This is a genomic window from Neobacillus sp. Fa239, assembly GCF_055395235.1.
In genome coordinates, this window is record NZ_AP041611.1 from 4,859,075 (window position 1) to 4,885,689 (window position 26,615).

Annotated in this window: 26 protein-coding genes and 1 pseudogene; 7 read left to right on the forward strand and 20 right to left on the reverse strand. The window is 39.4% G+C overall.

What is annotated here, in order from left to right:
- Positions 1 to 75 precede the first annotated feature (75 nt).
- Together ACZ5XR_RS24005 and ACZ5XR_RS24010 are read right to left on the reverse strand one after the other, a co-directional pair.
- Positions 76 to 2,052, reverse strand: coding sequence for a S9 family peptidase (locus tag ACZ5XR_RS24005; protein ID WP_464498988.1), 1,977 nt, complete (start codon positions 2,050 to 2,052; stop codon positions 76 to 78).
- Between the two features lie 157 nt (positions 2,053 to 2,209).
- The gene (locus tag ACZ5XR_RS24010) at positions 2,210 to 2,800 is read right to left on the reverse strand and encodes a transposase (RefSeq protein ID WP_464498989.1); all 591 of its coding nucleotides are present in this window, start codon (positions 2,798 to 2,800) and stop codon (positions 2,210 to 2,212) included.
- A gap of 308 nt (positions 2,801 to 3,108) precedes the next feature.
- Between ACZ5XR_RS24010 and ACZ5XR_RS24015 the strand changes: the two are divergent.
- A pseudogene (locus ACZ5XR_RS24015) lies at positions 3,109 to 3,621 on the forward strand (DoxX family protein).
- Positions 3,622 to 3,717: 96 nt separating this feature from the next.
- On the opposite strand, the gene ACZ5XR_RS24020 reads toward ACZ5XR_RS24015, so the two are convergent.
- Together ACZ5XR_RS24020 and ACZ5XR_RS24025 are read right to left on the reverse strand one after the other, a co-directional pair.
- Positions 3,718 to 3,849, reverse strand: coding sequence for a hypothetical protein (locus ACZ5XR_RS24020; RefSeq protein WP_464498990.1), 132 nt, complete (start codon positions 3,847 to 3,849; stop codon positions 3,718 to 3,720).
- Positions 3,850 to 4,333: 484 nt separating this feature from the next.
- Positions 4,334 to 4,792 (reverse strand): hypothetical protein, encoded by a 459-nt coding sequence (locus tag ACZ5XR_RS24025; RefSeq protein WP_464498991.1) that lies wholly within the window; start codon positions 4,790 to 4,792, stop codon positions 4,334 to 4,336.
- 181 nt (positions 4,793 to 4,973) lie between these two features.
- On the opposite strand from ACZ5XR_RS24025, the gene ACZ5XR_RS24030 reads away from it, so the two are divergent.
- Positions 4,974 to 5,153: a small acid-soluble spore protein H gene (locus ACZ5XR_RS24030; protein ID WP_464498992.1), complete on the forward strand. Its 180-nt coding sequence runs from the start codon at positions 4,974 to 4,976 to the stop codon at positions 5,151 to 5,153.
- 69 nt (positions 5,154 to 5,222) lie between these two features.
- Here ACZ5XR_RS24030 and ACZ5XR_RS24035 read toward each other — a convergent pair whose 3' ends face one another.
- The gene (locus ACZ5XR_RS24035; protein ID WP_464498993.1) at positions 5,223 to 5,459 is read right to left on the reverse strand and encodes a hypothetical protein; all 237 of its coding nucleotides are present in this window, start codon (positions 5,457 to 5,459) and stop codon (positions 5,223 to 5,225) included.
- A 448-nt stretch (positions 5,460 to 5,907) separates the two neighbouring features.
- Between ACZ5XR_RS24035 and ACZ5XR_RS24040 the strand changes: the two genes are divergently transcribed.
- Complete coding sequence (locus tag ACZ5XR_RS24040) at positions 5,908 to 6,420, forward strand: DoxX family protein (protein WP_464498994.1); 513 nt, start codon at positions 5,908 to 5,910, stop codon at positions 6,418 to 6,420.
- Between the two features lie 210 nt (positions 6,421 to 6,630).
- Positions 6,631 to 9,195 (forward strand): substrate-binding domain-containing protein, encoded by a 2,565-nt coding sequence (locus ACZ5XR_RS24045; protein WP_464498995.1) that lies wholly within the window; start codon positions 6,631 to 6,633, stop codon positions 9,193 to 9,195.
- Between the two features lie 57 nt (positions 9,196 to 9,252).
- On the opposite strand, the gene ACZ5XR_RS24050 is transcribed toward ACZ5XR_RS24045, so the two are convergent.
- The 11 genes from ACZ5XR_RS24050 to ACZ5XR_RS24100 form a co-directional block, all read right to left on the reverse strand.
- A complete protein-coding gene (locus ACZ5XR_RS24050) occupies positions 9,253 to 10,221 on the reverse strand; it encodes a sugar phosphate isomerase/epimerase family protein (protein ID WP_464498996.1) in 969 nt (322 codons plus the stop codon).
- The gene (locus ACZ5XR_RS24055) at positions 10,218 to 11,396 is read right to left on the reverse strand and encodes a Gfo/Idh/MocA family protein (RefSeq protein WP_464498997.1); all 1,179 of its coding nucleotides are present in this window, start codon (positions 11,394 to 11,396) and stop codon (positions 10,218 to 10,220) included. The genes ACZ5XR_RS24050 and ACZ5XR_RS24055 overlap by 4 nt, the downstream gene beginning before the upstream one ends.
- Positions 11,397 to 11,471: 75 nt before the next feature.
- Positions 11,472 to 11,768 (reverse strand): putative quinol monooxygenase, encoded by a 297-nt coding sequence (locus tag ACZ5XR_RS24060; RefSeq protein WP_464498998.1) that lies wholly within the window; start codon positions 11,766 to 11,768, stop codon positions 11,472 to 11,474.
- 22 nt (positions 11,769 to 11,790) lie between these two features.
- Positions 11,791 to 12,630: a TIM barrel protein gene (locus ACZ5XR_RS24065; protein ID WP_464498999.1), complete on the reverse strand. Its 840-nt coding sequence runs from the start codon at positions 12,628 to 12,630 to the stop codon at positions 11,791 to 11,793.
- A 75-nt stretch (positions 12,631 to 12,705) separates the two neighbouring features.
- The gene (locus tag ACZ5XR_RS24070) at positions 12,706 to 13,743 is read right to left on the reverse strand and encodes a zinc-dependent alcohol dehydrogenase (RefSeq protein WP_464499000.1); all 1,038 of its coding nucleotides are present in this window, start codon (positions 13,741 to 13,743) and stop codon (positions 12,706 to 12,708) included.
- A gap of 1 nt (position 13,744) precedes the next feature.
- Complete coding sequence (locus tag ACZ5XR_RS24075) at positions 13,745 to 14,566, reverse strand: TIM barrel protein (RefSeq protein ID WP_464499001.1); 822 nt, start codon at positions 14,564 to 14,566, stop codon at positions 13,745 to 13,747.
- Positions 14,567 to 14,620: 54 nt separating this feature from the next.
- The gene (locus ACZ5XR_RS24080; RefSeq protein WP_464499002.1) at positions 14,621 to 15,634 is read right to left on the reverse strand and encodes an ABC transporter permease; all 1,014 of its coding nucleotides are present in this window, start codon (positions 15,632 to 15,634) and stop codon (positions 14,621 to 14,623) included.
- A gap of 23 nt (positions 15,635 to 15,657) precedes the next feature.
- Entirely contained in the window at positions 15,658 to 17,166 is a 1,509-nt protein-coding gene (locus ACZ5XR_RS24085) for a sugar ABC transporter ATP-binding protein (RefSeq protein WP_464499003.1), read from the reverse strand.
- 102 nt (positions 17,167 to 17,268) lie between these two features.
- Positions 17,269 to 18,267, reverse strand: coding sequence for a sugar ABC transporter substrate-binding protein (locus tag ACZ5XR_RS24090; protein WP_464499004.1), 999 nt, complete (start codon positions 18,265 to 18,267; stop codon positions 17,269 to 17,271).
- 206 nt (positions 18,268 to 18,473) lie between these two features.
- Positions 18,474 to 19,475, reverse strand: a complete 1,002-nt coding sequence (locus ACZ5XR_RS24095) for a LacI family DNA-binding transcriptional regulator (RefSeq protein WP_464499005.1) — start codon at positions 19,473 to 19,475, stop codon at positions 18,474 to 18,476.
- A 193-nt stretch (positions 19,476 to 19,668) separates the two neighbouring features.
- Positions 19,669 to 20,382: a LytR/AlgR family response regulator transcription factor gene (locus ACZ5XR_RS24100; protein WP_464499006.1), complete on the reverse strand. Its 714-nt coding sequence runs from the start codon at positions 20,380 to 20,382 to the stop codon at positions 19,669 to 19,671.
- Positions 20,383 to 20,784: 402 nt separating this feature from the next.
- Between ACZ5XR_RS24100 and ACZ5XR_RS24105 the strand changes: the two genes are divergently transcribed.
- Positions 20,785 to 21,114, forward strand: a complete 330-nt coding sequence (locus tag ACZ5XR_RS24105) for a VOC family protein (protein ID WP_464499007.1) — start codon at positions 20,785 to 20,787, stop codon at positions 21,112 to 21,114.
- 37 nt (positions 21,115 to 21,151) lie between these two features.
- On the opposite strand, the gene ACZ5XR_RS24110 is transcribed toward ACZ5XR_RS24105, so the two are convergent.
- The gene (locus tag ACZ5XR_RS24110) at positions 21,152 to 21,748 is read right to left on the reverse strand and encodes a VOC family protein (RefSeq protein WP_464499008.1); all 597 of its coding nucleotides are present in this window, start codon (positions 21,746 to 21,748) and stop codon (positions 21,152 to 21,154) included.
- A gap of 69 nt (positions 21,749 to 21,817) precedes the next feature.
- Positions 21,818 to 22,990, reverse strand: coding sequence for a trans-sulfuration enzyme family protein (locus tag ACZ5XR_RS24115; RefSeq protein ID WP_464499009.1), 1,173 nt, complete (start codon positions 22,988 to 22,990; stop codon positions 21,818 to 21,820).
- 245 nt (positions 22,991 to 23,235) lie between these two features.
- Between ACZ5XR_RS24115 and ACZ5XR_RS24120 the strand changes: the two genes are divergently transcribed.
- Positions 23,236 to 23,817, forward strand: coding sequence for an LOG family protein (locus tag ACZ5XR_RS24120; RefSeq protein ID WP_464499010.1), 582 nt, complete (start codon positions 23,236 to 23,238; stop codon positions 23,815 to 23,817).
- A 42-nt stretch (positions 23,818 to 23,859) separates the two neighbouring features.
- On the opposite strand, the gene ACZ5XR_RS24125 is transcribed toward ACZ5XR_RS24120, so the two are convergent.
- A complete protein-coding gene (locus ACZ5XR_RS24125; protein WP_464499011.1) occupies positions 23,860 to 25,374 on the reverse strand; it encodes a phospholipase C in 1,515 nt (504 codons plus the stop codon).
- A 314-nt stretch (positions 25,375 to 25,688) separates the two neighbouring features.
- Here ACZ5XR_RS24125 and ACZ5XR_RS24130 point away from each other — a divergent pair, with 314 nt between their 5' ends.
- Positions 25,689 to 25,886, forward strand: a complete 198-nt coding sequence (locus ACZ5XR_RS24130) for an aspartyl-phosphate phosphatase Spo0E family protein (protein WP_464499012.1) — start codon at positions 25,689 to 25,691, stop codon at positions 25,884 to 25,886.
- Positions 25,887 to 25,892: 6 nt separating this feature from the next.
- On the opposite strand, the gene ACZ5XR_RS24135 is transcribed toward ACZ5XR_RS24130, so the two are convergent.
- Entirely contained in the window at positions 25,893 to 26,447 is a 555-nt protein-coding gene (locus ACZ5XR_RS24135) for a LuxR C-terminal-related transcriptional regulator (RefSeq protein WP_464499013.1), read from the reverse strand.
- Between the last annotated feature and the right edge of the window lie 168 nt (positions 26,448 to 26,615).

Below are 26,615 nucleotides of genomic sequence, written 5' to 3' on the forward strand. Positions count from 1 at the left end.
TAACGCGTTAAAGCAGCGGGGGCCAGTCCCCCGCTTTTTTACTACATTAAAGCAGTGGGGGACTGGCCCTGCTGCTTATATTTTTTCCATAAACCAGCTTACAATGCAATCCAGCCGGCTTTTTCTTAATGACGGCTTGCCGCTGCGGGAAAGCTCGTGATTTTCTTCAGGGAAACGGATGAACTTTGTTTCTTTACCTAATCGTTTTAATGCAATAAATAATTGCTCTGCCTGCTCGATGGGACAGCGGTAATCCTTTTCGCTATGGAGAATTAATAAAGGTGTGTCAACATTTTCTACATAGGCCAGCGGTGAATGCTCCCAAAGCTTTGGCATATCTCGAAAATCACCATCAATCTGCCACTCTGTAAAATAATACCCAATATCACTTACTCCATAAAAACTAATCCAGTTTGAAATAGAACGCTGGGTGACAGCAGCCTTAAAGCGATTGGTATGTCCAACAATCCAATTCGTCATGAAGCCGCCATAGCTTCCGCCGGTCACACCGATTCGTTCACCATCAATAAAATCATACTTTTCTAAAACGTAATCAACCGCCTTCATTAAGTCCTGATAGTCACCGCCGCCATAATCACCGCGAACAGCATTGACAAACTCTTGGCCATAACCATGGCTGCCACGTGGATTTACATACAATACCGCATATCCTTTTGCAGCTAAAATTTGAAACTCATTCATATAGGTATCTCCGTACATAGCATGCGGACCACCATGGATCTCCAGCAATAATGGATATGTTCTTCCTTCCTCAAATCCAACGGGCTTCATCAGCCAGCCTTGAATCTTCCAGTCCTTTGCTCCTTCAAACTCAATAGGCTCCGGCTCGACCAGCTCTATATCCGTTAACACCGTTTCGTTGACATCAGTTAGCTTTTGAAGTTCCCCATCTTCAGCCAACGATAACAAATACAAATCCCCCATTTCTGTTGGTGTACTTTTTGCAATCAGTGCCTTTTGTGATTCCGTATGCACGGATAGTCCATATACATGCTGCTGACCTACAAATACTTCGCGTACTTCACCACCAATATCTCCAAAGTAAATATTGGTACTTCCATGGTCTGATCCGATAAAATAAAATCCTTTGCTATCATGTGACCAGATTAAACCTGGAGCGGTTGCGCCCTGTTGAAAGTCACCTACCATAAAATCTCCTACCGGAAAATCCAACTCAGATGTTACACAAGAGAACTTCTTTGTATTTAATTGATAAAGCCAGATCTTTGCCTGTGTCGCATTCTCAAATTTCCGATCGTGCCCAATCATCCCTAAATAGTTTCCATCTGGCGACCAGCTCACATTTCCAAAATGGCCGGCACCATCGGTGATTAGGTTGAATTCTTTTTTATCTATATCAAAGAGGTAGATATCATGTATGAATGATAAATCAGCATTCTCTGTTAAGTCTGCTCCTAATGCAAGATATTTCCCGTCTGGTGACCAGCTAAAAAGGGTTACATCGTAATCCCCTTCCGTTAGCTGAGTGACTTGCCCGCCATTCAGTTCCACCAAAGCAACTTGTTTATATCTTCCCTGCCAAAATCCTTCAGAATCGGATTTATATTTCATTATCGTCACTTCAAGCGGAACCGGTTTTTCCTGTTTTTCCTCTTCCTGGCCAAATTTATTCGCTTGGACAGAAGTTGTAAAAGCAAGCTTTGTTCCATCTGGAGACCATACAGGATTGCTCGCCCCGCTTGGAAGAAATGTTATCTGCCTTGCTTCTCCGCCATTTAAACTCAAAACATAAATTTGATTTTTCCCGGTGCGGTTCGATACAAAAGCAAGCTCTTTTCCATCCGGTGACCATCTCGGTGAGTGATTTTTCCCTCTTCCGAAAGTCCATTGAACAGATTGCCTGCTATGATCAAGCACTTGGTAAAAAAGATGTGCCTGGTACTCATCATGCTCCTTGTCAATCGAAGTTTGAACATAAACAAACGACTCACCATCAGGAGAAAACTGCGGATTCACCACCGATTTCAATTGATACAAATCCTCTGACTCCATTCCTCTTATCCCTGCCATAACCGATGCCTCCAATGTAAAATGACTTCTCCTCTATTTATTTCGACACTAGAAATAAATTTCCTTTAATCGGGGTCAGTCCCCCGCCGCTTTAAAGCAGCGGGGGACTGACCCCATATTTTTTATCATATTGGATAAAATAATGGAACATTCATTTTTAACAATTGAATTCGCTCATTCTGTTCTGTTGCTCGGCTAATTTAAAATGGGGTAATAAATCTTCTTCCACAAATTTACGATAGTTTTCTTTCTGCGGCTCTGGAAAATAGGATAAAATTTTGGTGGTTGTAATATGCGGATTGTCGTAATCTGAAATATAGGCAGAATAGCTGCTCCACTGATAGGCTTCGGGGGATGATACAATACATGCTTCGGAAGGATTCAAATGAATATACCGTCCTACTTTCAAAAGATAATCAATCGAATCAATAAAATCTGCCTTATATCTACCTTGAAAAACATGTCCATCAATCTGATGTCGTTTGTTAAAATAAATGGCATACCTTGAATTTAGCATCTTCATAATATCCTTAAGATGATGTTCAATGGTCTCTAATTGGAGATGAATGTGGTTAGACATGAGGCAATATGTGTGGAGGTGAAAAGGGAAATAATCACGTGTTTTTTCTAATAAATCCAAATAAACCAAACGATCTTCATCATCATAAAAAATGACAGACTTTCGATTACCTCGACTTGTGATATGATACATAGCACCAGGCATCCAAAAACGGAGTTTTCTTGCCAACTTTTAACACACCTCTTTCAAATCTAAAAATTATTCATTCACAAATTACATAATTCAACATCCTTCCTCGTTTTCCTCCTTATTTCGATAAATTACTTTAGGGGTCAGTCCCCCACACCGTTACTGCGTTAAAGTTGTATCAGAGCGGGGGACTGACCCCACTTAATGACCCCACGTAATAAAATGTTCAAAACTTATTGACGAATATGTGAAACAGTGAACATTTTACATTCAATTCGAGATAAAAAGATTATAATAACAGTGTAATCAAGTTATTAATAATGCTTTTTCATAAAGGAGTCTATTATATGTTTAACAAATTTTTAAGAGAAAACAAAGCCGCGGCAGCCATTCTTACGGTCATACGTTTATATCTTGGCTACGAATTCTTAATGGCCGGCTTCCACAAATTATCAGGGGGATTTGATGCGACCGGCTTCCTAAAAGGCGCCGTAGCGAATCCAGTGAAAGGTCCAGATGGCAGCATCGTTTACAATACCTATGTAGGATTCCTACAACACTTTGCCTTACCAAACGCACATATCTTTAACACAATCGTTCCATTGGGTGAATTTCTCGTTGGTTTGGGATTAATTCTTGGATGCTTAACCACCGCTGCCGTGTTCTTCGGACTAGTGATGAACTTCTCTTATGTAATGGCCGGCACCGTATCTACGAACCCATAAGATATTTTACTAGGTGTGATTATCATCGCTGCAGGCTATAACGCAGGCCGTATCGGCTTAGATCGCTGGGTTGTACCATTCTTACGAAAAACTACAACTGCAAAAGGAAACAAAACAGCGCCTCATCACGCATAACACAAAAGCACCTCATTCCCAAATGGAAATGAGGTGCTTTTGTGTGGGGTCAGTCCCCCATTGCTTTAACGCATTACTCTGCCGGGGGTCAGGCCCCTAATTTGCCAACCTATCATCTTGCTCTGGAAAATAGTCATAGATTAGCTCAAATAAATAAGTAAGATAGGAATTAAGTTCAAAACGGTCTTCCTTAACAAAACTATCAAACAAGATTTTTCCATTCTCCATGATTTTTTCCCCTTTCTTTTTTTATCCATCCGTCTCTTTATACAAAAGGCTTCTTCTGATAAATGGTAGTCAATCATTTCGGTCCAATGTCTAGTGATCCTAGTATTCAATGAGAGTATCGGCCCCGTCCTACGCCGTATACCATGATGGCCACACATGCCATCCACCTGTGTTAATTATAATTGAAAGCGTTTGCATATTCAAAAGAATTCATAAAACAAATTTTGACAAAACCATCCAAGCAAGCAATAACAACAATTTATTTACGGTTTCAAAAATTGATATGCAATTAAACGAATTAATATGCAAAATCAAAATCCTACATATTAAAGACAACTTGGACAAACAATCTATTAGTTTTCCACCACCAGCTTCTCCCTTTCGATTAAAATTGTAGTACTAGTATGAACCAAAAATACAAAGTTTATACACTTTTAATCTATAAAAATAGAGATCGGCCTGCTTTATTTTCCTATAAACAAATTTAGCTAAGTTTTACAATGGATAATGATGCCGCATTGATTCCTATTCCGCCCAGAACAGGTAATAGCGTATCCGTAGATGGACCTATATTGGTAAGTCGTAGTTTTGACCGCTTTGAAATATGGATAATCGCTTGTCCAACCAGCATTAGATTAGCGCCATCAACCTGTCTTTGAATACCATAGTTGGTAAGCTCTCCGCCCACTAAGGAATTATTTAAAAATAGTCCATATACCGAAGTAGAGGCAGGACCACCGAGCAATATTGTATATTCAATCTGATAATCGCCCGATTTCAGAATCGTTATCGTATCACTGGGATCATTAAACTTAATATTTCGTATTGCCCCATTTTGATTAAATTTAATACTTTCCCCGGGTTTCACCTTGATAGGCTCCGTCCCTGTCAGTGTTACATACGCGTATGCCGGAAAAGTTTTCCCTCCATACCAATTTGACAAGAATCTTCATCTCCTCACCATTTTTAGTATTGTATGTGTGTAGGAAGACAATGTTGATTGGTAACGATGGCAATAACATAAAATGGGTGCGCTGATATTTTTCCTCTTTCTTTTAAAAAATGTATATATAGGAGTTCTCAGCAAATACTGTAATTGTTAAAAACAAAAAGGAGACTTGACAATGGACGCAAAACGAGCACAAGAAATAGCAAATTCAACTTCTATGGCGAATGTTACGTATAACGGAACACCGATTTATATCGAGCACGTCGATCAACAAAACTGTACAGCAACTATCCATCCGCTCGACCAGCCTACTAGCAAACAAAGTGTTTCTGTCACAAATCTAATCGAATCTTGATCGTACATTATTACTAAAAAAAACTGCACAGTGAATAGACTGTGCAGTTTTTTCATTTTATATAAAAGATCAGCTTGTAACCGGCACCGGGTCAGGTTCTACTAAAGATGAGTATGACCCCAAAGTTAGCAGCTTTTCTTCCATGTATTCTTCAATAAGCATATCCAGCTTTATTTTCAGCGATATATAGGTTGAACTGGATGGTCCCGTTTGAAGGTATAATTCTCCTAATTTTATTTTGAGATTAAAAATTTCCATTAAAAGCTTCATATTTTCACGTTGATCATTCTCTATTGCACTCATCATACACCTCGAAATGATTATTTTTATTTTGATTCAGGTAATCATAATGATGACTTGACCCAATATGTATGGAACTTTGTTAGCAGCATGACAAGTAACCTTCTTGATCGTACCATAGAGTTTTTTTCATGAGAATATGAAAACTTAAAGTAAAAATATTTGAAAAAATAACAAATAATATTAATATATCAAGGAAGAAAATGTCGGTCATATCAATACTTTTAAAACCTCATTATCTTCTGCAAAACACGTTATTTTGTTATAACATTGCGTTAAAAAATAATAATTTTTCAAAAATTACGAATAATGTTATAGTCCGTAATAAAATGTTCAAACCTTATTGACAGATATGTGAAATGATGAACAAATTACACTTGTTTCAAGATAAAAGGATTATAATTACAATGTAATTAAGTTATTAATAATACTTTTTCATAAAGGAGTCTTTTATATGTTTAACAAATTTTTAAGAGAAAACAAAGCTGCTGCAGCCATACTTACGGTCATACGATTATATCTTGGCTATGAATTCTTAATGGCCGGCTTTCACAAATTATCAGGTGGTTTTGATGCGACCGGCTTCCTGAAAGGTGCCGTTGCCAATCCAGTGAAAGGTCCAGATGGCAGCATCGTTTACAATACCTATGTAGGATTCCTACAACACTTCGCTTTACCAAACGCACATATCTTTAACACAATCGTTCCATTAGGTGAATTTCTCGTTGGTTTGGGATTAATTCTTGGCTGCTTAACCACCGCTGCCGTGTTCTTCGGACTAGTGATGAACTTCTCTTATGTAATGGCCGGAACTGTATCTACGAACCCATTAGATATTTTACTAGGTGTGATTATCATTGTCGCCGGCTACAATGCAGGCTGCATCGGTCTAGACCGTTGGGTGGTACCATTCATTCGCAAAACTACAGCAGCAAAAGAAAACAAAACAGCTAATCACTGCGCATAACACAATAAAGCACCTCATTCCAAATTGGGAAAGAGGTGCTTTTGTGTGGGGCCTGTCCCCCACTGTTATATCACTTTAACGCAGTGGGGGACTGACCCCCTTCCTTGACCCCTCCTTTCCCCGATTTTGAAACAAACTGAAATAATAGTAACATGTAGTTGAAGCTATGCTTTCAAGAACTCATGACAATCCAAGGGCTAGGTGGAAATTATGGAAGTCACCGACAACGATAATTTAGCAAAGGAAGTTCTTCGGACTATGTCCGAATGTGTCATTATTCATGAAAAATCGGGTAGAATCGTTGCACTGAATGAAAATGTTGAAAAAATACTGGGCATTAAATCGGATTTATTAAATGAATCCAGCTTGATGCAATTAGAATTTGTAAGAGAAGACATGTCACATTTACCCTATTCTGAACTGCCTGGAGTCATCACACTCGAGCAGGGTGCTTCATTCCAAAATTTTATCTTAGGGGTCAACTACTGTGAAAGTGGCATTAAATGGCTTTCCATCAATTCAACTCCTCTTAAAATAGATGAAGGACAGGCTGCCCTTGTTACAATTTCTGATATTACATTATGGAAAAACACGGAAAATAACCTTTTGCAAGCCAAGGAAGAAGCCGAAAAAGCGAATATGGCCAAGTCAGACTTTCTATCGAAGATGAGTCATGAACTCCGTACACCATTGAATGGTATCCTTGGTTTTGCACAGCTATTAGAATTAGAAGAAACGTTAAATGATGAGCAGCAGGATTTCGTCCAGGAAATTTTAAACGGTGGACGACTTTTATTAAGCCTGATTAATGATATTTTAGATTTATCCAGAATCGAGACTGGCCAATTAAAAATGTTGATTGAAGAAGTTGATTTTCTAGTCATTATCAATGAATGTATCAGAATCATTCAGCCAAGGGCGAATTTGAGGAAAATTACCATTCATAAACAATTTGATCAACGGGAAAATACCATAGTTCTTGCTGATCCTATTCGTCTTAAGCAAATCCTTCTTAACCTTCTTGATAATGCGATTAAATATAACCGGGAAGGCGGCAAAGTGATTATCTTCTCTCATTTGAAAGGAAACGAACAGATTATACATGTCGTGGATACAGGGTTTGGAGTTTCCAATGAGGAATATCAAAAAGTGTTTGTTCCATTTTATCGAATAGAAGGAACACAAGAAGAAGGCACCGGCATTGGATTGTCTTTAGTAAAACAGCTTGTGCTTCAAATGGGCGGGGAAATTAGTGTAACGAGCCAAAAAGGAATAGGCAGTGATTTTTACTTTAGTCTCCCCCTGCCCAATGATTTAAAAGCTGCCATGCGATGGGGGGAAGATGTTATCCCAGCTGAAGTAAATGAAGGTAAGGCCGATCACTACCGTTTGCTTTATATTGAAGATAACGAGTCCAACTTGCACTTAGTTCACAGCCTCATGAAAGTACAGCCCTCCTACACACTCTTACCAGCCCGGACCGGAAAAGAAGGATTAGAAAAGGCCGCAAATGATAAAGTAGATTTAATACTTTTAGATTTAAACCTCCCGGATATCCATGGCTATGAAGTGTTGGAATTGTTAAAATCAAGCAAACAAACGAAGGATATTTCTGTTATAGCTGTAAGTGCCAATGCGATGCCGCAAGATATTCAAACCGCATTAGACATGGGGTTTGATAATTATGTAACAAAACCCTTTAATGTAAAAGAGTTTTTGGCAACCGTAAACGAGACTTTAAGAAGCACAATCAATCAAAACATTCCCGAACAAAAAATTCTAAGTACAGGACCATACGGTGAAGTGGCCGTTTCGGCCAAAACACTCCAGCTATCATTGAAAGACTTGAAAAAGCTGAAGGAAAAGAATTATCAGGCTGCTATCGCGATGCACTATACAGAAAATGATTTTTCAACAGCGATTATCAATGGTTTAAAAGATACTTTCAAAAGAATGGGTATAGAAGTTATGGCTGTTACAGATGCAAAATTTAAGCCTGAAAAACAAATTTCAGATATCGAAACAATTATCGCGAAAAAACCGGATGTTATCGTAAGTTTGCCGGTTGATCGAGTTGCAACAGCTCCCGTTTTTAAAAAAGCTGCAAAAGCTGGAATCAAACTGATCTTTATGGATAGCATGCCTGAAGGATTAGAAGTGGGTAAAGATTATGTAAGCGTCGTTACATCAGATAACTATCAAAATGGTGTATTCGCCGGCGACATTATGGGAAAAGCACTCAATGGAGAAGGAAAAATCGGAGTAATTTTCCATGATTTGGATTTCTTTGTAAACAATCAGCGTGTAGAGGCATTCGAAACTACGATTAAAGAAAAATATCCAAATATTAGTATCATTGAACATGCTGGAATTAGCACTCCTAACGATGCTGAAAAAACTGCTTCAGGATTATTAGCAAGAGCCCCTGATTTAGATGGTATTTTTGCCATTTGGGATGTACCTGCAGAAGGGGTACTAGCCGCAGCACACAAAGCTGGAAAAAAAGATTTAGTTATTACGACCGTTGATTTGGGAACGAACGTTGCAATTGAAATTGCTTCCGGAGGAAATGTAAAGGGTCTAGGTGCTCAGCTGCCTTATGAAAACGGAGTCGCTCAAGCCATTATTGCGGGATATTCATTACTTGGCAAGGAAGTAGCTTCATACTATGTTGTACCTGCAATATGTGTAACAAGAGAAAATGTCTTAAAGGCTTGGAAAATGGCTTATCGTCAAGAAGCACCGTATGCCATCAGAAAATACTTACAAACTTAATATTTATTGCAGTGAAACGAAAAAAGGCTGGAAACCCAGCCTTTTTCACGCATTGGCTTACGCCCACCACATCTCTGTTAGTTGCTCTTTGAACAGGGCTCCTTTTAAAAGGGAAATCGCTTTCTTTAGACCCTCATCTGTTGAGGCAAGCATATCCTCATGTTCAATGGAAATGACATAATCGTAGCCGACAGCCCGTAAGGTACTAACAATGTCCTTCCAGAATTTTTCATCAGAACCGTAACCGACGGATCTAAACGTCCAGGAACGATCTAAGATATTACTGTAATGTTTTGTATCCAATACTCCATTTACACTAATATTGGCACGGTCTAAATAGGTATCTTTCGCATGGAAATGGAAAATCGCATTTTCGCGGCCCAGTTTTTTAATCGCCTCAACCGGTTCAATGCCTTGCCAAATTAGGTGACTTGGATCAAAATTGGCACCAATGTTTTCTCCAGCATGCTCTCTTAATTTCAGCAAGGTTTCAGGGTTATACACGACAAAACCCGGATGCATTTCAAAGGCAACATTTACGCCATGTAATTTGGCAAATTGGGCTTCTTCTTTCCAGTACGGAATTACGACATCGTTCCATTGCCAGTTCAGTACCTCTAAATATTCAGGCGGCCAGGAACAGGTTACCCAGTTTGGATTTTTTGCCCCTTCATAATCCCCTGGACAGCCGGAAAAACCATTCACAACCGGTATTCCCAAACGTTCTGCTAACAAAACGGTTTTTTTCCAGACCTTATGGGAATCATTCGCAAATTTTTTATCTGGGTGCAGCGGATTGCCATGACAACTTAACCCGCTAATGATCATACCTCTGCTTTCAATTGCATGCATGAAGGATCTTGCTTTCTCAGGAGAGGCTAGCAATTCATCCGGATTACAGTGATGGTTGCCGGGATAATTCCCTGTCCCTAATTCAACCGCCTCAACACCCATAATAGCTAATTTATCGAGCATTTCCTCTAATGAAAGATTTTGATATAAAGGGGTAAAAACTCCTAGTTTCATACTAGCGCCTCCCTGACCGTCTGAACCTTCACCCATTTTTGCTGCTGATGGCTTTCTAAAATAGCGTCTGTAATACACATGGACACATGTCCGTCCTCGAATGTCGCAAAATTAACCTTGTCGGTTTTTAAGCTCTTGCCATCACGGACAAATGAGTAAAAGTTCAACATCATGTTTTTCAAAGCATCCGGCCATCCTTCATTGTGTCCGCCCGGGTGATGAATCGCAGACCTTGCTTCTGGAGTAAACAAGGAAGGGTCAGCCAACAAAATTTCATTTGCACGATCTCTGTGGCCGATCCATAATTTTTCCGGTTCCTCTTGATTCCAGAAAACAGAGTTTTCACTTCCGTTAAGTTCAAAGCTTAATCTATTTTTCCGGCCAGCACTTACTTGTGATACCGTAAAAACTCCTCTAGATCCATCCTCAAAACGGACAAGAACAGATGCGTAATCTTCTGTATTGATCGGAACATCTTCGTATTCTTGATCTTCTAAATTTTGTGTAGTAAAGGTAGCAATATTATTTTTTGCTTTCTTTCTTACTGGGATAACTGTTGCTAAATCAGCAAAAACTTCTACAATCCGCTTTCCGGTTACAAATTGGACCGTGTCACACCAATGCGACCCAATATCGGCAACGGCACGGGATTTGCCGCCAACTTCCGGAGCAAGGCGCCAGTTAAAGTCTGTCTCATATAACAACCAATCCTGCAGGTAACTTCCGTGGACCAAATTTACTTTTCCAAGGTCTCCGTTTGCAATTTTTGCCTGTAAGTTTTGGACACTTGCATGCTGTCTATAATTGAAATTCACCCCATGGACGATCCCATGTTGTTCAGCTAATGCCAATAATTCTGCTGATTCTTCACTGTTCATGGCCAATGGCTTTTCAGAAATGACATGCTTTCCTGCCAAAATAATCTCTTTATTAATCGCAAAGTGAAGGTGATTCGGTGTGCAATTGTGCACAACCTGGATTTCGCTGTCTTTCAGCATTTCACGGTAATCACCATATGCTTTTGGAATTTCAAGCTGTGCCGCTTTTTGTTCTGCGGATTCCTGACTTGTTTCCGCCAATGCCAAGACTTCTACAAATCCAAGTCTTCGAATCGCTTCAATATGTGCTGGGCCGATAAAACCGGTTCCGATGATTCCTACTTTTATTTTATTCATGGCTCTGTCTCCTTCAGAATTGTAATCGGTTACATCTGTTGAACTATTCGTTTCTCTGGTTGCTGTTTTACCTAGCTATTTCTCTATTTTTTGCGCTTCAAATAATTCAACAATCAATGGTTCAACTAAATAGTTTGATAATTGACTGACAAAAACCTTAAATGCTGTTGTTTCCTCATGCTGCTGAACCGCAGTTTGGTCCCTATACTTCTCTAGTAATACAAACTCACCTTTTTTTTCTGGGTTTTCGTAGAAAGTGTAGCTTATATTTCCTTCTTCTGCTTGGGTGGAGACCGTTACACGTTGGGCCTGTTCAAGAAACTCATCACGTTTTTTGGGATCAACTTTGAAATAGGCATGAATGATGATCATCTAATTCTCCTTTCATTTGTCTTTAAAGGATTAATAACTCTTTTTCATAAGCTTTTGAGTTTTCAATTGAAATCTTGGTAAATTCATCATATAGATCACTTTGTCCTGTAGCACCAGACTGAACATATGGATTAGAAACACGCGGCAGGAATTCCATCGCGATAAATTTTTCATATCCAATGTCAGAAAGGGTTTTAAGAACTTGTTTAAAGTCAATCGTACCAACCCCGACCCCTTCTCTGGTGTTGTCTGCAAAATGGACATGCTTTAAATAGTCTTTTATCATAAGGATCGATTCAACACTATTACGTTCTTCAATATTCATATGGAAGAGGTCAGCCATAACTCCTACTGAAGGCTTATTGATTAACTCGACAAATTTCTTTGCTAACGTTAGATTATTGACAAGATACGTTTCATAGCGGTTTAAGGCTTCAATCGCCAAATAAACGTTATTTTTGGCGGCATAGTCTGCCACGCTGTTCACACTTTCCAGAGCATAATTCCAGGCTTGTTCATAGCTTGTATCTGGAGCAAGTTTCCCCACTGACGATGGAACAACGATTAGAACATCAGTACCAAGTTCTGCACATAAATCAATGTTCGCTTTTACATAATCAACTGCATTTTGCCTTATAGCAGCAGAATCAGACGAAAGGTTTCTTTCTTCCGGGAAGATCCCACATAGGGATGAAGTGACTAGTCCATATTCATCTATCAATTTTTTTGTAGACTTAACATCTATTTTTGTTGGTTCGCCTGCCAATTCAACACCATAATATCCATGTTTCTTTAATCTATCTAAACTTGTTTTAAGTGGCTCATTGCCAAAGATCCATTGTGTCACACTGTATTTATACATTCGAATTCACCTCTTGGATAATGTAAAAATCAGAGTTCCTGCTCATCCCGCAAGGAACTCTGACCACTAACATACTTAATCTGAAATTTTCACAACCGTTTTCAGGATATCCTTATTATGCTCTGCATTTTCAATTCCTTGTTTCACATCAGCAAAATCAAATTGAGTTGTGATGATTGGAGCCGGATTGAAACGTTTGCTTGCAATTAAATCAATAGCTTTAGAGAATGTGTCATAAGTTCCTGCATAGGAGGAAACAATTGTTAATTCCTTGCTATAGATTTCAAATGGACTTACAGGGATTGTTACATTTGCAGGCGCAGCTCCATAAACAAGGATTTTTCCGCCTTTTCTTACAAATTTAAAAGTTTGCGCGTAAGTATAGGCAGAACCAACAGCTTCAATGACAACGTCAGCGCCACGTCCGTCTGTCAATCCTTTAACCGCTTCGATAGGATCCTCTTCACCTGCATTGATGACATAATCCACACCGATATTTTTAGCCAGTTCAATTCTGACAGGATTTAGTTCAGTAAGGATTACTTTGCTTGCGCCTTTCAGTTTTGCAAGTAATGCATGGGCGATACCCATAGGACCCCCGCCGATGATAACAACGTTTTCACCATATTGAACATTCGCTTTATCCTGACCGCTGATCGCACATGCGAGCGGCTCAATATAAGCTCCCTCGAGCCATGTCATAGATTCAGGCATCTTATGAATATTACTCTCAGGAACTTTAACATATTCTGCAAAAGCCCCGTTTACATGCACCCCTAATTGAGTAATCTTTTCGCAATGCAATTTTTGCCCATGGCGGCAATAATAGCATGTACCGCAGGCAATATTGATGTCTGCTGTAACCCGATCACCAGGTTGTACAAAGCTTACATTGGAACCCACCTTTGCCACTTCACCGGAAAATTCATGACCCATGATTAATGGAAGTGGTGATGGAAAACGGCGTTCATAAATATGCGGGTCCGTACCACAGATTGAGGTATATTTTACTTTTATCAATACATCTGTATCCCCAAGTTCAGGAACTGGAATTTCTTCCATCCGTAAGTCTTCTTTACCATACAACACAGCAGCTTTCATTGTCGTTTTCATCTTATTTTATCTCCTCAAATAAGTTTTTTAGGAAAGTAATAGACTCTTCGGTATATTGATCATAAAACTCTTCACATTTACTGCCATTAAATGGATCTGCAAACGGAGGCAATAGCTCCATGGTTAAATACCCGTTATAGTTAATATCCCTTAATGCCTGAGCAATCGGTGTAAAATCGATATGTCCTCTGCCTGGTGCTGCCCTATTACTATCAGCGATGTGAAGGTGATATAATTTATCTCCAATCATTCTGATTGTGTCTGCAATATCTACCTCTTCAATATTCATATGATACGTATCACCCATAACTCCTACGTTTGGCAGATTAACACGATTAACCAACTCTAGTGATTGCTCTAAACGATTTATAAGATAGTTTTCGTAGCGATTCCATGCTTCAATTGTCAATCGAACGCCATGTTCACCCGCATAAATTCCAGCTTCTCTTATTCCTTCCACAGCCCAATTCAGCTCAGTTTCCCGATCAGCTTCTCCGTAGATTTTCATACAAGCAGTAGGGGTCAGAGATATACCCTTTGCACCAATTGTGCTAGCAAAATCTACGCAGCTTTTAATATATTCAACTGCATTTTTTCTAATATTTTCATTGCTGGAAACCAAGTCTCTTTCAGCATTGTAAATCGCACAAATGGTGGAGGCCTCAATATTATATTTATCTAGTAATTCCTTAATCCGGTTCGCATCCATTTTCTCAGGTTCTCCGACGAACTCACCACCGTCATAACCAAATTTCGCAAGTCGGGCAATGCTTGTTTCAATATCCTCTCCTGCGTAAACAAGTGTGTTGTAAGAGTACTTCATAGCTTTCAACCCTTCTTTTTATGATTTTTTTATTTGAAAGTGAATCTAGCAAAATTAATTTTTATTTTTTGATTTTGTATCATAAAGGACTGCGGCAATAATAATGGCTCCTTTAATAACTTGCTGCCAATAGGAGGAAAGGCCGATTAAATCCAGACCATTGTTTAAAACACCAATGATTAAACAACCAATGAGTACGCCGCCGATTTTACCTTTACCGCCAGATAAACTGGTACCGCCAAGAATAACTGCCGTAATAGCATCCATTTCTGCCCCTTGCCCGGCTGTTGGCAAGGCACCACCTAATCGTCCTGCAAGAATAATAGAGCTTAAGCCATACAATAATCCTGCAATGGTAAACACGATAATTCGAATTTTATTTGTATTAAGTCCAGACCAGTGACTGGCTTGGGCATTTCCGCCAACTGCAAAGACGTATCTTCCAAATCTTGTATTATTAATGATGATATATCCCAAAATGAAGACGACAATCATGATGACTACTGGGACTGGGATAATGCCGCCAACATAACCTGTTCCAAACACCGTAAATCCCGGATCTACAATACCAATTGGCGTTCCATTTGTTACGATATAGGCAATCCCTCTGGCTATTCCCATGGTTGCAAGCGTTGTGACGAAAGCCGGGATTTTCCCTTTTGCGGTAATAAATCCATTTCCGAATCCAATAACCGCTCCTGCTGCCAGTGCTGTTACTAGTGTTAAAATGGGACTTCCGGTTCCTTGCCAGACAAAGGCTGCCAAGACACCAATCAGTGCATATAACGACCCCACCGATAAGTCAATGTCCCCTAACAAGATAATCATAAATGCACCAATTGATGCTATAGTTGTAACTGCTACTTGCCTTAATATATTTGTAAAGTTCATCATTGAAAAAAAGCTTTCCGTTGTGACTGAGAACAATACGATTAGTAATATAAGAATAGAAAGAAGTGAAAACTGTCGTAATATTTCTTTTCTCTTATTCTTTTTTGTTAATTTAGCTTGTTCACTGTTAATTTCGATTGTCTCATTTTTATTATTCGCAAAAGCTTGTTGAGCCATTTTGAAACCACCACCTTATATAATTAGCTTAATGCTGCCTGTAGAATTTTTTCTTGACTAAGATTATCATTTACTTCATTCATTTTGATACTTCCATCATGCATAACAACCACTCTGTCACTGACTCTCAATATTTCGGGCAAATCAGAAGAAATCATTAGTATGGCTTTCCCGGATTCAGCCAGATCATTGATAATGTCGTAAATTTCAGCTTTTGCTCCAACATCGACTCCACGGGTTGGCTCATCAAGGATGAGGATATCCGGATTCATAGCTAAGATTTTGGAGAAAACAACCTTTTGCTGATTTCCTCCACTCAGACTTGAGATCGCTTGGTGTTCACTGGATGCGGCAACTTTTAAATCGTTCATATATTTTAAGGCAATATTAGTCTCTTCTTTTAAAGAAGGGCGGAAGAAAGACAATTCTCTTAATTTCATTAAGACAATATTATCTCGTATACTTTTTCCTCCAATAAAGCCATATTTTTTTCGATCTTCAGATAATAAAGCAATTCCATTCTTGATGGCTTGTTCCGGATTACGGATGGAAAGCTTTCTGCCTGCCTTTTCCACAGTGCCCTTCCGAATCGAATCAATTCCGTAAAAAATTTGTGCCAGTTCAGACCGTCCGGAACCAACAAGCCCGTATAATCCAACAATTTCACCACTATGGACTTTTAAATCGACTGTGTCTTTAAAATTTCCAATCGTGACATTTTTACATTCAAAGGCTATTTTTGAGTAATCGATTCTCTTTCCTCGATTAGAACTATTTTGGGTATCCTCCAGTTTTCTTCCGATCATCATACTGACGATTTCTTCTTCATTTGTTTCCCTTACATTAAGAGTGCCCACGAAGGTTCCATCACGTAAAACCGTAATGCGATCACCGATTTCAAATAGTTCCTCCATCCGGTGAGAAATATAAACAATACTAACTCCTTGCGCTTTTAATTCGGCAATAATTTCAAATAGGGTACGAACTTCCCTTTCACTTAAACTTGATGTAGGTTCATCAAGAATGAGAATCCTTCCGTTATGCGAAAGGCTTTTGGCAATTTCTACTGATTGCCTTTGTGCAGCAGTTAAATTACTTACTAATGAATTTGGTGAAATGTTTAAATGAACCCTTTTAAGCAATTCTATTGTTTGACTATACATAGTCTTTTTATCAAGGAACCCATTTTTCGTTGGTTCATATCCAATAAAGATATTTTCAGCCACCGTCATTTCTTCCAGTAAGTTCGTTTCCTGAAAGACCATATTGATCCCAAGATGTATGGCAGCATTAGGATTTGAAATTTCAATGGATTCAAGCTTCCCGCTGTCCTTGTTTTCCAGGAAGATTTCACCTTCATCCTTTGGATAAACACCCGTCAATATTTTCATTAAAGTGGACTTACCAGCACCATTTTCACCAATTAATACATGTACCTCACCTTTTTTTAGGTCAAAATCCACTTTTTCCAAGATTTTCACACTAGAAAAGCTTTTCGATATATTTTTCATTCGTAAAACTTCTTCACTCAAGTGGCCCTGCCTCCTTTCAAACACCGGTTAATATGAGGCTGTCTCATAAGGGGTTTGAACCCTCTCTTTTGGGACAGCCTTATATTATGGTTTTCTAAGCAATTATTTTTTAGCTAAAAATGCATTATCACGATCAAGGATCTTGTCAACGTTATCCTTTGTTACCAACTCTGCAGGAATGGCGATTTTTGGTTCTACCTTTTCGCCCTTAAGTGCAGCAAGTGCTGTTTTTACTACTGTATAGCCCATTTCGTAAGGGTTTTGAGCGATAGTCGCTTTTACGTTTCCACCTGATTTTATTGCTTTTAGTAAATCGTCATCGGAGTCAACACCCATAATTGGAAGTTTCATATTTGCAGCTGTAGTAGCACCATAAGCTCCCATAGCAGCAGATGCATTGACGCCAAAAATACCATTAAGATGAGGATTCTTTTGGATCATATTTTCAGTTACTGAAAGGGCTTGATTTCTGTCGCCGCCACAGTCTTGTGAAGCAACGACGTGGATATTCGGATATTTTTTGAGTTCATTTAAAAAGCCTTTTTCCCTGTCTTGGGTAGCAGAGACAGTTGTCCATGTAATAACTCCAACATCACCTTTCTTGCCCATTAATGCTGCCAATTCATCTGCAGCCATTTCTCCGATCTTAACGTTATCAGAGGATACATGGGATTTAACGTCAGTTCCACTTACGCCGATATCGCTCGTTAATACAGGTATATTTTTTCCTTTTACTTCATTTACAGTTGGGACGATTCCCTGTGAATCGACAGGTGCTACTATTAAAGCCTTTACCCCAGACTGTGTCATATTTTCGATATCAGCAACTTGAGTTTGTTGGTTTAAGTCAGCGCTTTTCCAAACAAGTTTTGCCCCGTTATCTTTGGCAGCCATTTCAGCACCTTTTACTTCAAGATTCCAGTGCTTAACTAAATTCATTCCAAACGAAAATCCAATTGTAATTTGTTTGCCATTTGAAGAATTGCTGCTAGATGAACTAGAAGCAGATTGAGAATTTTGTGAAGCACAACCAGTTAATGCAACAGTACTTAACATCGCAGCGGTAAGGCATGTGGCTAAAACTTTAGATTTTTTTTTCATCGAGTAATTTCCTCCATTAATAGTTTTTTTGCTAAACGTAATGACTCCAGACCTTCATATATTCCTTTTTGTAATCGATTACATTGAATTTTAAAATATGTGCTCGTTTTAAAAAGGAATCACACTTCAAAAAACGTTTGAATCTCTGGAACCACCTCCTTACAATTGTTCTATTTTCCAATATAACTATTAAACTTCTTATTTAATTAAGGGTAATGGGTACAGCATGTTTTTCTAATCATCAAACGATGAGGTAATACAATTTGGTTTCGAGTCAAATCTTCTTTTTTAATGATCTTTAACAACATTTGCATTGCCTGATACCCCATGTCATATCTCGGTTGTGAGATGCTTGTCAGTTCTGGTTCGATAAGCTCACACAGTGGAATATTATCAAAACCGATAACGGATATGTCCCTCGGAACATCCAGCCCCTTTTGTTTAATCGCTTTCATTGCCCCAACAGCCATTTCATCATTTGTTGCAAATACCGCTGTCGGTGTTTCCTCCAACGCCAGTAGCTTCAACATGGTTTCATATCCAGAAGTAACCGTGAAATCGCCTTCTTGAATCAACACTCCCTCGATTGGGATTTCATTTAAATTCATTGCCTGATAATAGCCTTTCACACGATCCTTGCTTAGGATTACTGAAAATGGTCCGGTAATCAGCCCAATTCTTCTGTGGCCATTATGGATCAAGTATTCAACTGCTTCACGGGCTGCACTGACATTATCAATTGAAACCGTTGGTATATCGAAGCCATCAATGTACTCACAAGCAAGAACAACAGGGATTTCCTGACTTGCCGCCAAAATCTCCTCTTTTGGGAGTCTGGCTGTGGCAAGAATCAGACCATCTACAACGCGCTCTTTTACAAGATTGATATACTCTCTCTCTTGTTCAAGACTATTACCTGTGTCTCCCAATAAAACATGGTAGCCGTTTTCTAAAGCAACATCTTTAAATCCTTGGAGAATACTAGAGAAAAAAGGATTTGTGATATCAGGTACCACCACCATAACGGTATTTGAAGACAATTTCCTAAGATTACTTGCCAGACGGTTTGGCTTATATTCGAGCCTGTTAACTGCCTCCAATACCTTGTCACGTGTTTTAACTGAAACGTTAATGTTGTTTGAAAGTACTCTGGAGACGGTGGCTGTTGAAACCTTTGCTATTTTTGCTACGTCTACAATCCCAACCATCTTTGTTCTTTTCCTTTCATCTTTCTATAATCGGATTGTAATCGTTTACAAAATTGTTGTCTAACGAGCTTCAGACAAGCCTTTCGTGCATTGAAACCGATATTTTTACCCTTTAGGCATATCTATCATCCATTTGGACAAAATTTTCATGATTTTTTAGAAAATAAAAAATGAGACCCAGATTAACTGAGTCTCACAATGATTTATTTTTTTGTAATTCCACTAATTTATGTTTGGAGACTTTCGCTGTCCCCTTGTAATTTTTAAAATGTGCTAAATACGTTTGGCCTGACACTTCAATTTTTGATAAATACTGCAAATTAATAATATAAGATCGGTGAGAAGCAACAAATCGTGAATCAAGGATTTCTTCAAGATTAGTTAAAGCCTCATTAAACTCGATTTTTTGGTTCATTGTATGAATAACAGACTTGCGGTCTGCTTTTTCGATAAAAATAATTTCATCTAATGGAACAAAGGAATATTGATTGTGCTGCTTAATCATTAAATCCTTTTTAATTGGCGGGTCTTGAATCGTAACAGGGCGATTTTTGAAGGCAGACGCGCGCTCCAATGCCGCATATAGCCTGTCCCGCTCAATTGGTTTGATAATGTAATCGATTGCATGCACACCAAAGGCCTCTAAAGCATATTCATCATGGCCGGTAATAAAGATTACCTGTAAAGAAGGAACAATTTTTTTACAAGACTTTACTGCCTCCATGCCGTTCAATAATGGCATTTGAATATCCACTAAAGCAATGTCCGGTTTTTCCATCATGACCTTGTTAATTAAATCCTCACCATTTACAGCCTCGCCGACAATTTCATAAATCGGCACATATTTAATGAAATGCTTCAATATTTTTCGAGATGCTGCATTGTCATCAGCAATCAAAATTCTCATAAATCATCCCTCATGTTGTCCTTTTAGTATGAATATACAAAAAACACCTAATTTATTATCTGTCTTTGCAATCCTTTACAAACAAGATACCTACAGTATAAGATAATTCAATTAACATAGGAAGTTTATTTGAGGGGTCTGACCCCCGCTGTGATAGCACTTTAACGCAGTGGGGGTCAGTCCCCAACAGACGACCTCATCATACTAAAGTCCGAGATAGATTCCATCCTCTGAATGGTATTTTCTTTTTCTATTTTTATAAAATTAGAGTATAAGAAGAGGAGGAGAGAGGAATGGAATTATATGAAACACATCTGCAGGTTCATGAAGTGGAGCGCTCAGTCGATTTCTATAAAAGCTTGGGTCTAATTTTTTGGATATAGGAATCAGAGAGCCGCCTTTATGTGGGTAAATGAATCAAAAAATCAAACGATTGGACTTTGGCCCTGCCCAAAAGAACAGCCGATTCAAAAACGGCATTTTGCTTTCCAAGTTGAATTGGATGAATTACTAACAGCCAAAAAAAGGTTGGAAGAGTTAAATATAAACGTGATTGGATCACAGGGGAAAGAAAATATTGAACCCATCGTCCAGGCATGGATTCCTGCTGCTTCGGTTTATTTCGAAGACCCTGATGGAAATAAGCTTGAATTTATTGCGATGCTGGATGGAAAGCCAAAGAAGTTATCGTTTGTTCCATACCTTAGCGAGTGGCTTGCATTACAAGATTAAGGAAAAGAGCTCCCACTTTTTGTAGGAACTCATCAGTTTATTTGAGAAGAACCCCGCAAGGATCGGCCTTTTCAACATTGCGTGGAGAGCTCAACTCGATAAGCCCTACTCTAGTCGCCTCACCCTGCACAAATTCTAACTGAATTGGCACATCGCATAACAGATCTTGAAAAAGCTGAGGAATTCTTGGGTCTGCGATAATGAGCACCATTCTCTGTATCTCTTCACCATGGATAGACGCAACGGCGTCTTCCCTAAGCTGCAGCTCAATTTTAAAACCAAAAGGGGTGTAAACAAAGGTTCGGCGCTCTCCTTCTTCTACAGTTAGCGACTGCCCTTTGGCATTTTGACAAATCAAGTCATACTCCTCTTGTGAAACGAGGAAGCCCAGGTGATCAAATTTTGTGGCCTTACCGTACCCAAACGTTACATTCACACTGCCTGACACCATTTCAATAATGCGAAATAACGGCGGGTTTGGCCGAAAATCCCCCCATGTTAACGGCGGATTAAAAGAAGTGAACTTGCCATCCCTTTTACCCAAGCGAAGCTTAACAGCAAAGCCGCTTTCAGTATAAAAGTCTTCCATTTCCTCGAGATGCGGTGTCCAAAAATGATAATGAAATAATTTCATATTTCCCCCTTTTTGGGGTCAGACCCCCATTACTGTACCGCGTTAAACCGCCGGGGGACTGACCCCCGACTAGACCCTCGACAGAGCTTGTTCCAAATCACAAATGAGGTCGCTGCAATCTTCCAGGCCTACGGAGATGCGGATGAGGCCTGGGCTGATTTGGGAGGCGATTAGGGATTCGGTGTTATAGCCATAATTCGGTGATAGTGCAAGACTTTCAAAGCCGCCCCATGAAACGCCAATTTGAAATTGCTTTAATCCGTTTAAAACGGCTCTTACGGATTCATATGTACCCTGTTTCAGTTCAAAGCTGAATAATCCGGAGCAGCCTTTCAGTTGTTTTTGCCCCAACTCATAATCCGGATGGCTTGGCAGTCCGGGATAATTGACTTGTTTGACCGTAGAATGCTGCTCCAAAAATTCCGCAACCTGAAGTGCACTTTCTTGATGTGCCTTCATGCGAAGCGGCAGCGTGCGCAGTCCCCTTGTTAGAAGCCATGCTTCATATGGAGGCATGACACCTCCGAATAATTGATATTCATCATAGAAAAGGCGATTCATGATATCAGCACTGGTAATTAAAGCACCGCCAACAATATCGCTATGGCCGCCTAAATACTTGGAAGCAGAATGAACAACGATATCAATTCCAAGCTCCAACGGGTTTTGAAAAATCGGCGTTGCCCAAGTATTATCAATAATCGTACGGAGATTATAGTGTTTGGCAAGCTTGACCATTTTAGCAAGATCAATTAGTTTAAAGGTCATCGTAGTCGGGCTCTCCAGATAGAGCATTTTAGTTGCCGGTGTTATAGCCTTTTCCACTTCCTCCACATCTGCTGATTGGACATTGGTATGGCTGATACCAAACTTCTCGATATACTGAAAGAACTTGGTTGCCGGACCATAAATATTTCCTACGCTTACAATATGATCGTCGGATTTTACAAACGTGAGGATAGCGGACGAGATAGCAGCCATACCTGAGCCAAACAGTTTACACTTTTCCCCTTTCTCAAGTGCGGCTATTTTCTGCTCAGCAATTTCCACCGTTGGATTTGTTCCTCTCCAATAAAGATAGTTGTGCTGCTCATCTTGCATGGCCTCTACAAAGCTATCAAAATTTTCATAGACAAATAGTGAGTTTTGATAAATAGGCGGCACAACAGCGCCATGAAAGCGATCATACTGATCCCCTAAATGCGTGCAGATTTGTTGATGGTTCATCCCAGATGTCTTCACGTTAACATCCCCCCATTCTATCTTTTTTCAAATATTATCTTTCAAATTAATTCCTTCAGCACTGCAATACTTGTCAATATCATTTGTAATAAATTATACGATTTTTTTCAATTAGCTGGTAAAGATTTCTCTTCTTATCATAAATATTTAATGTAAGGACAAAACCCAGGGTATCGATATTAAGTTTAACAAAATGCTGAATGTTCTGTATAATGAAAGTGCTAATTTATAGGAGGGGATAGGCATTGAAAAATGTTGCTGTTTTTTGTGGATCGCGAATTGGTGCCTCTGACATCTATAAAGAAGAGGCGAAAAAGTTTGGTAAAGAATTAGCAAAACGCAATATTGCCCTTGTTTATGGCGGGTCGAGTGTGGGGATTATGGGTGCCGTTGCCGATTCCGTTTTAGATGAGGGCGGTCAAGCTATCGGGGTGATCCCTGGCTTTTTGGAACGGAAAGAAATATCCCACAAAGGCTTGTCAGAGTTGATTGTTGTGGACTCGATGCACGAGAGAAAAGCGAAAATGGCTGAGCTTGCCGACGGTTTTATCGCCTTGCCGGGAGGTCCCGGAACACTGGAAGAATTCTTTGAAATTTTCACATGGGCCCAGTTAGGTCTCCACCACAAGCCTTGTGGATTTTTAAACATCAACCATTATTACGATCCGATGGTTTCCTTATTTAATCATATGACGAACGAACAATTCCTGGATGAAAAGTTCAGGTCGATGGCAATTGTGGACGATGATCCAAAAAGCCTGCTTGACCAATTCCTAAATTATGAACCGCCTATCGTAAAAACGTACTTGACGGAAAAACAGACCTAATAAAAAAGACTGGGGAATTTTCATTCTCCAGTCTTTTCGGCCTTATCTTTGCCCTTTTACAGGCTCACCTGTTTTTTCATCAAGGAAAAGCTTTTTCTGTTGCGGTCCCTTTTTAAAATCGAACAGGCCGTTCAAGCTACCTGCTTTGACATCCAACGAATCGCCGCCGATGCGGCCTAAATTCCAGTTATCCTCAACGAATTTAAGAATAGAGCTTTGATCCGTTAAAGTATGATCAACAAAATTCTTCTTCGCATATGGTGATACCACTAAAAGCGGTAGTCTAGGGCCGTAACCAGCTTTACCGGACTCAACGGATTCACCGTTGCCTGGCGCATAGGCATGATCATACCAGCCATCGGAATCATCATAAGAAATGATTACCGCGGTATCCTTCCATTCAGGTGTTTTTTCAAGATGGTTAATCGTATTGACGATAAATTGCTGCTCATCTAATGGATCAGAATAGCCTGCATGTCCATCCTGATACATCGGGGCCTTCAAATAGCTGACACTTGGCATATTGCCGTGGTCCACTGCCGTCCAGAAATCCTTCATATCATATTGGTGATTGGCTTGGTCCGTCTTTCCGATCATGCTAGGAGAACTTGGCGCCAAATGATTAGGGTTTGCGGTAGACTTATAATATTCGAAAGGCTGGTGGTGCGGGCTATAATCGGTCACAGCAGCACCGCCGATATTCGTATGCTTTGCCGTTGGATCCGCAAAGCCGCCTTGGAACCATCCCCACGTAATTCCTTTTGCATTCAGCAAATCGCCCACGTTTTTATTAGTATCGTCCATTTGAGCGGTTACGCCGGTTGAAGCCTTATCCAAGTGTGGATTGGGGTCTCCGGTAATCGTACCATTTTCAAACTCATTTAATATATCATTGGTTACTGGCTTACCACTATTATCATATAAAGTAGCACCATGAGTCTCACCGGAAATCAAGTTTAAAGCACCAGGTGTCGAAGGTCCATAAACTGTTCCAAAAGAATTATCACTCATCGCAAAGTTTTGCGCATAATTCCAGAGGGCTGTGACCGTGTTGCCATCATAATAATCCATAACGATATCCGGGTTATCCCCTTTTCCGGTTGTCTCGACAGCTTTATCCATTTTTCCGCCATCAGTAGAAGCGATTTCATCATGATAAGTGTGATCCATATCAGCCGTCATCGCCTGCGAACGATCTAAGCGGACAGGGTTAGCTGCGTTTGGATTATTGGTAATAAGGTTTGTTTTTGAAATATCCGGCTGCGTCCCATTATAATCCTTTGGTGTTAATAAATTGTTTACTTCCGGCGTATTAGCTTTAGCCTTGAACTGAGGTTCCCCCTTTATGTTTAGCGCATACGGATATGTACCAAAGTAATGGTCAAAGGAAACATTTTCACCAAAAATAACGACAACATGCTTAATCGGAGTGGTAGTGGTTTCTGCCTTTTTTCCGCCCTCTACTTGGGCATGAACAGCTGGAGACACAGATAACAAAGTTCCCAAAGCCGCAGCACTTAGTACATTTATCATTTTTAACAATTTCTTGCCTTTCATTAAAGCTCCCCCTATCAGTTCATTATTTACATTCCCTACTTTACTCTCGGAGTGTAAAGCTTGTATTAAGGGAGTTTAAATTAATGTAAAGGAAGGATTAAGAAAATGTATCATCAATGGTTCAGCATTTCCTTGAAAAACAGACTCTCAAAATTTCCAATTAACACTTTATTTTTACAGTACTTACAAATATTTGTTAATAATAACTGTTGCTTTATGTCTTATTATTAGAACATCTGTCGAAGCTATTTCGTTATTCAAAATATCTTATATAATCAATATTACATTAAATAATAGGAGAGACTGAATCGGCCATGAACAAAATTTCACTAGAATTATTACTATTAAAACGAATCAATCGCATAAAGAAAAAATTAATAGAAACAGCTAATAAAACCGGATTAAACAGCCACCAGACCCTGACATGCAGCCAAGAGTTAGACAAGCTTATAAACCTGCAAATGAAATATTTTTCCAAAAGAGGAAACAAATTGTTCATTAAGGCTTCCTAAAAACCTTTACTGGTTACCCTTTAAATAAATAATAAGCTCCGCTCGGCTTTTGAGCTCTAATTTATCGAGAATGCGAGAAACATAGTTTTTTACAGTGCCTTCTGTTAAAAATAACGTATCACTGATGGCTTTATTGCTTTTTCCTTCCATCACTTGTTCAACGACTTCCAATTCCCTTGATGTCAGAAGCTTCGACAAATCCTTCTTTTCTTCAGCAAGAGGCTTTGGAACGGTCTTTAGGGCATTGATGAGTTTGCTTGTGACCTGTGAATGCAGCAGCATATTCCCTTCGAGTGCGACTTTGATCGTCTTCATGATTTCTTTTGAATCAGAGTCTTTGAGGATAAAACCATCGGCCCCATTCTTAAGGCCGTTAAACACATACTCATCTTCATTAAAGGTGGTTAAAATAATCACTTTCACACCAGGATATCTTTCTTTAACCGCCTTTGTCGCATCAATGCCAGTCCCCTTTAAGGCTTCGATTCTTTCTTCGATTCCCCGAAGGCCATGCGTTTTCGGAATATCATCACAGCCTACACCGTTATCTTTAACCGTCACAAATATCGTACTGTTACGAAATACATACGTCCTTGGGGATATCTACTTCAATAAGCATAGTATGATGAACGGAAATTTGATCTATATGAATGGAGAAGGCTTAATGGGTCTTATTTTAGGGGCTCTGATCCACTTCTGGTTTATCAAGCAATTGAAGAAAGATTGCAG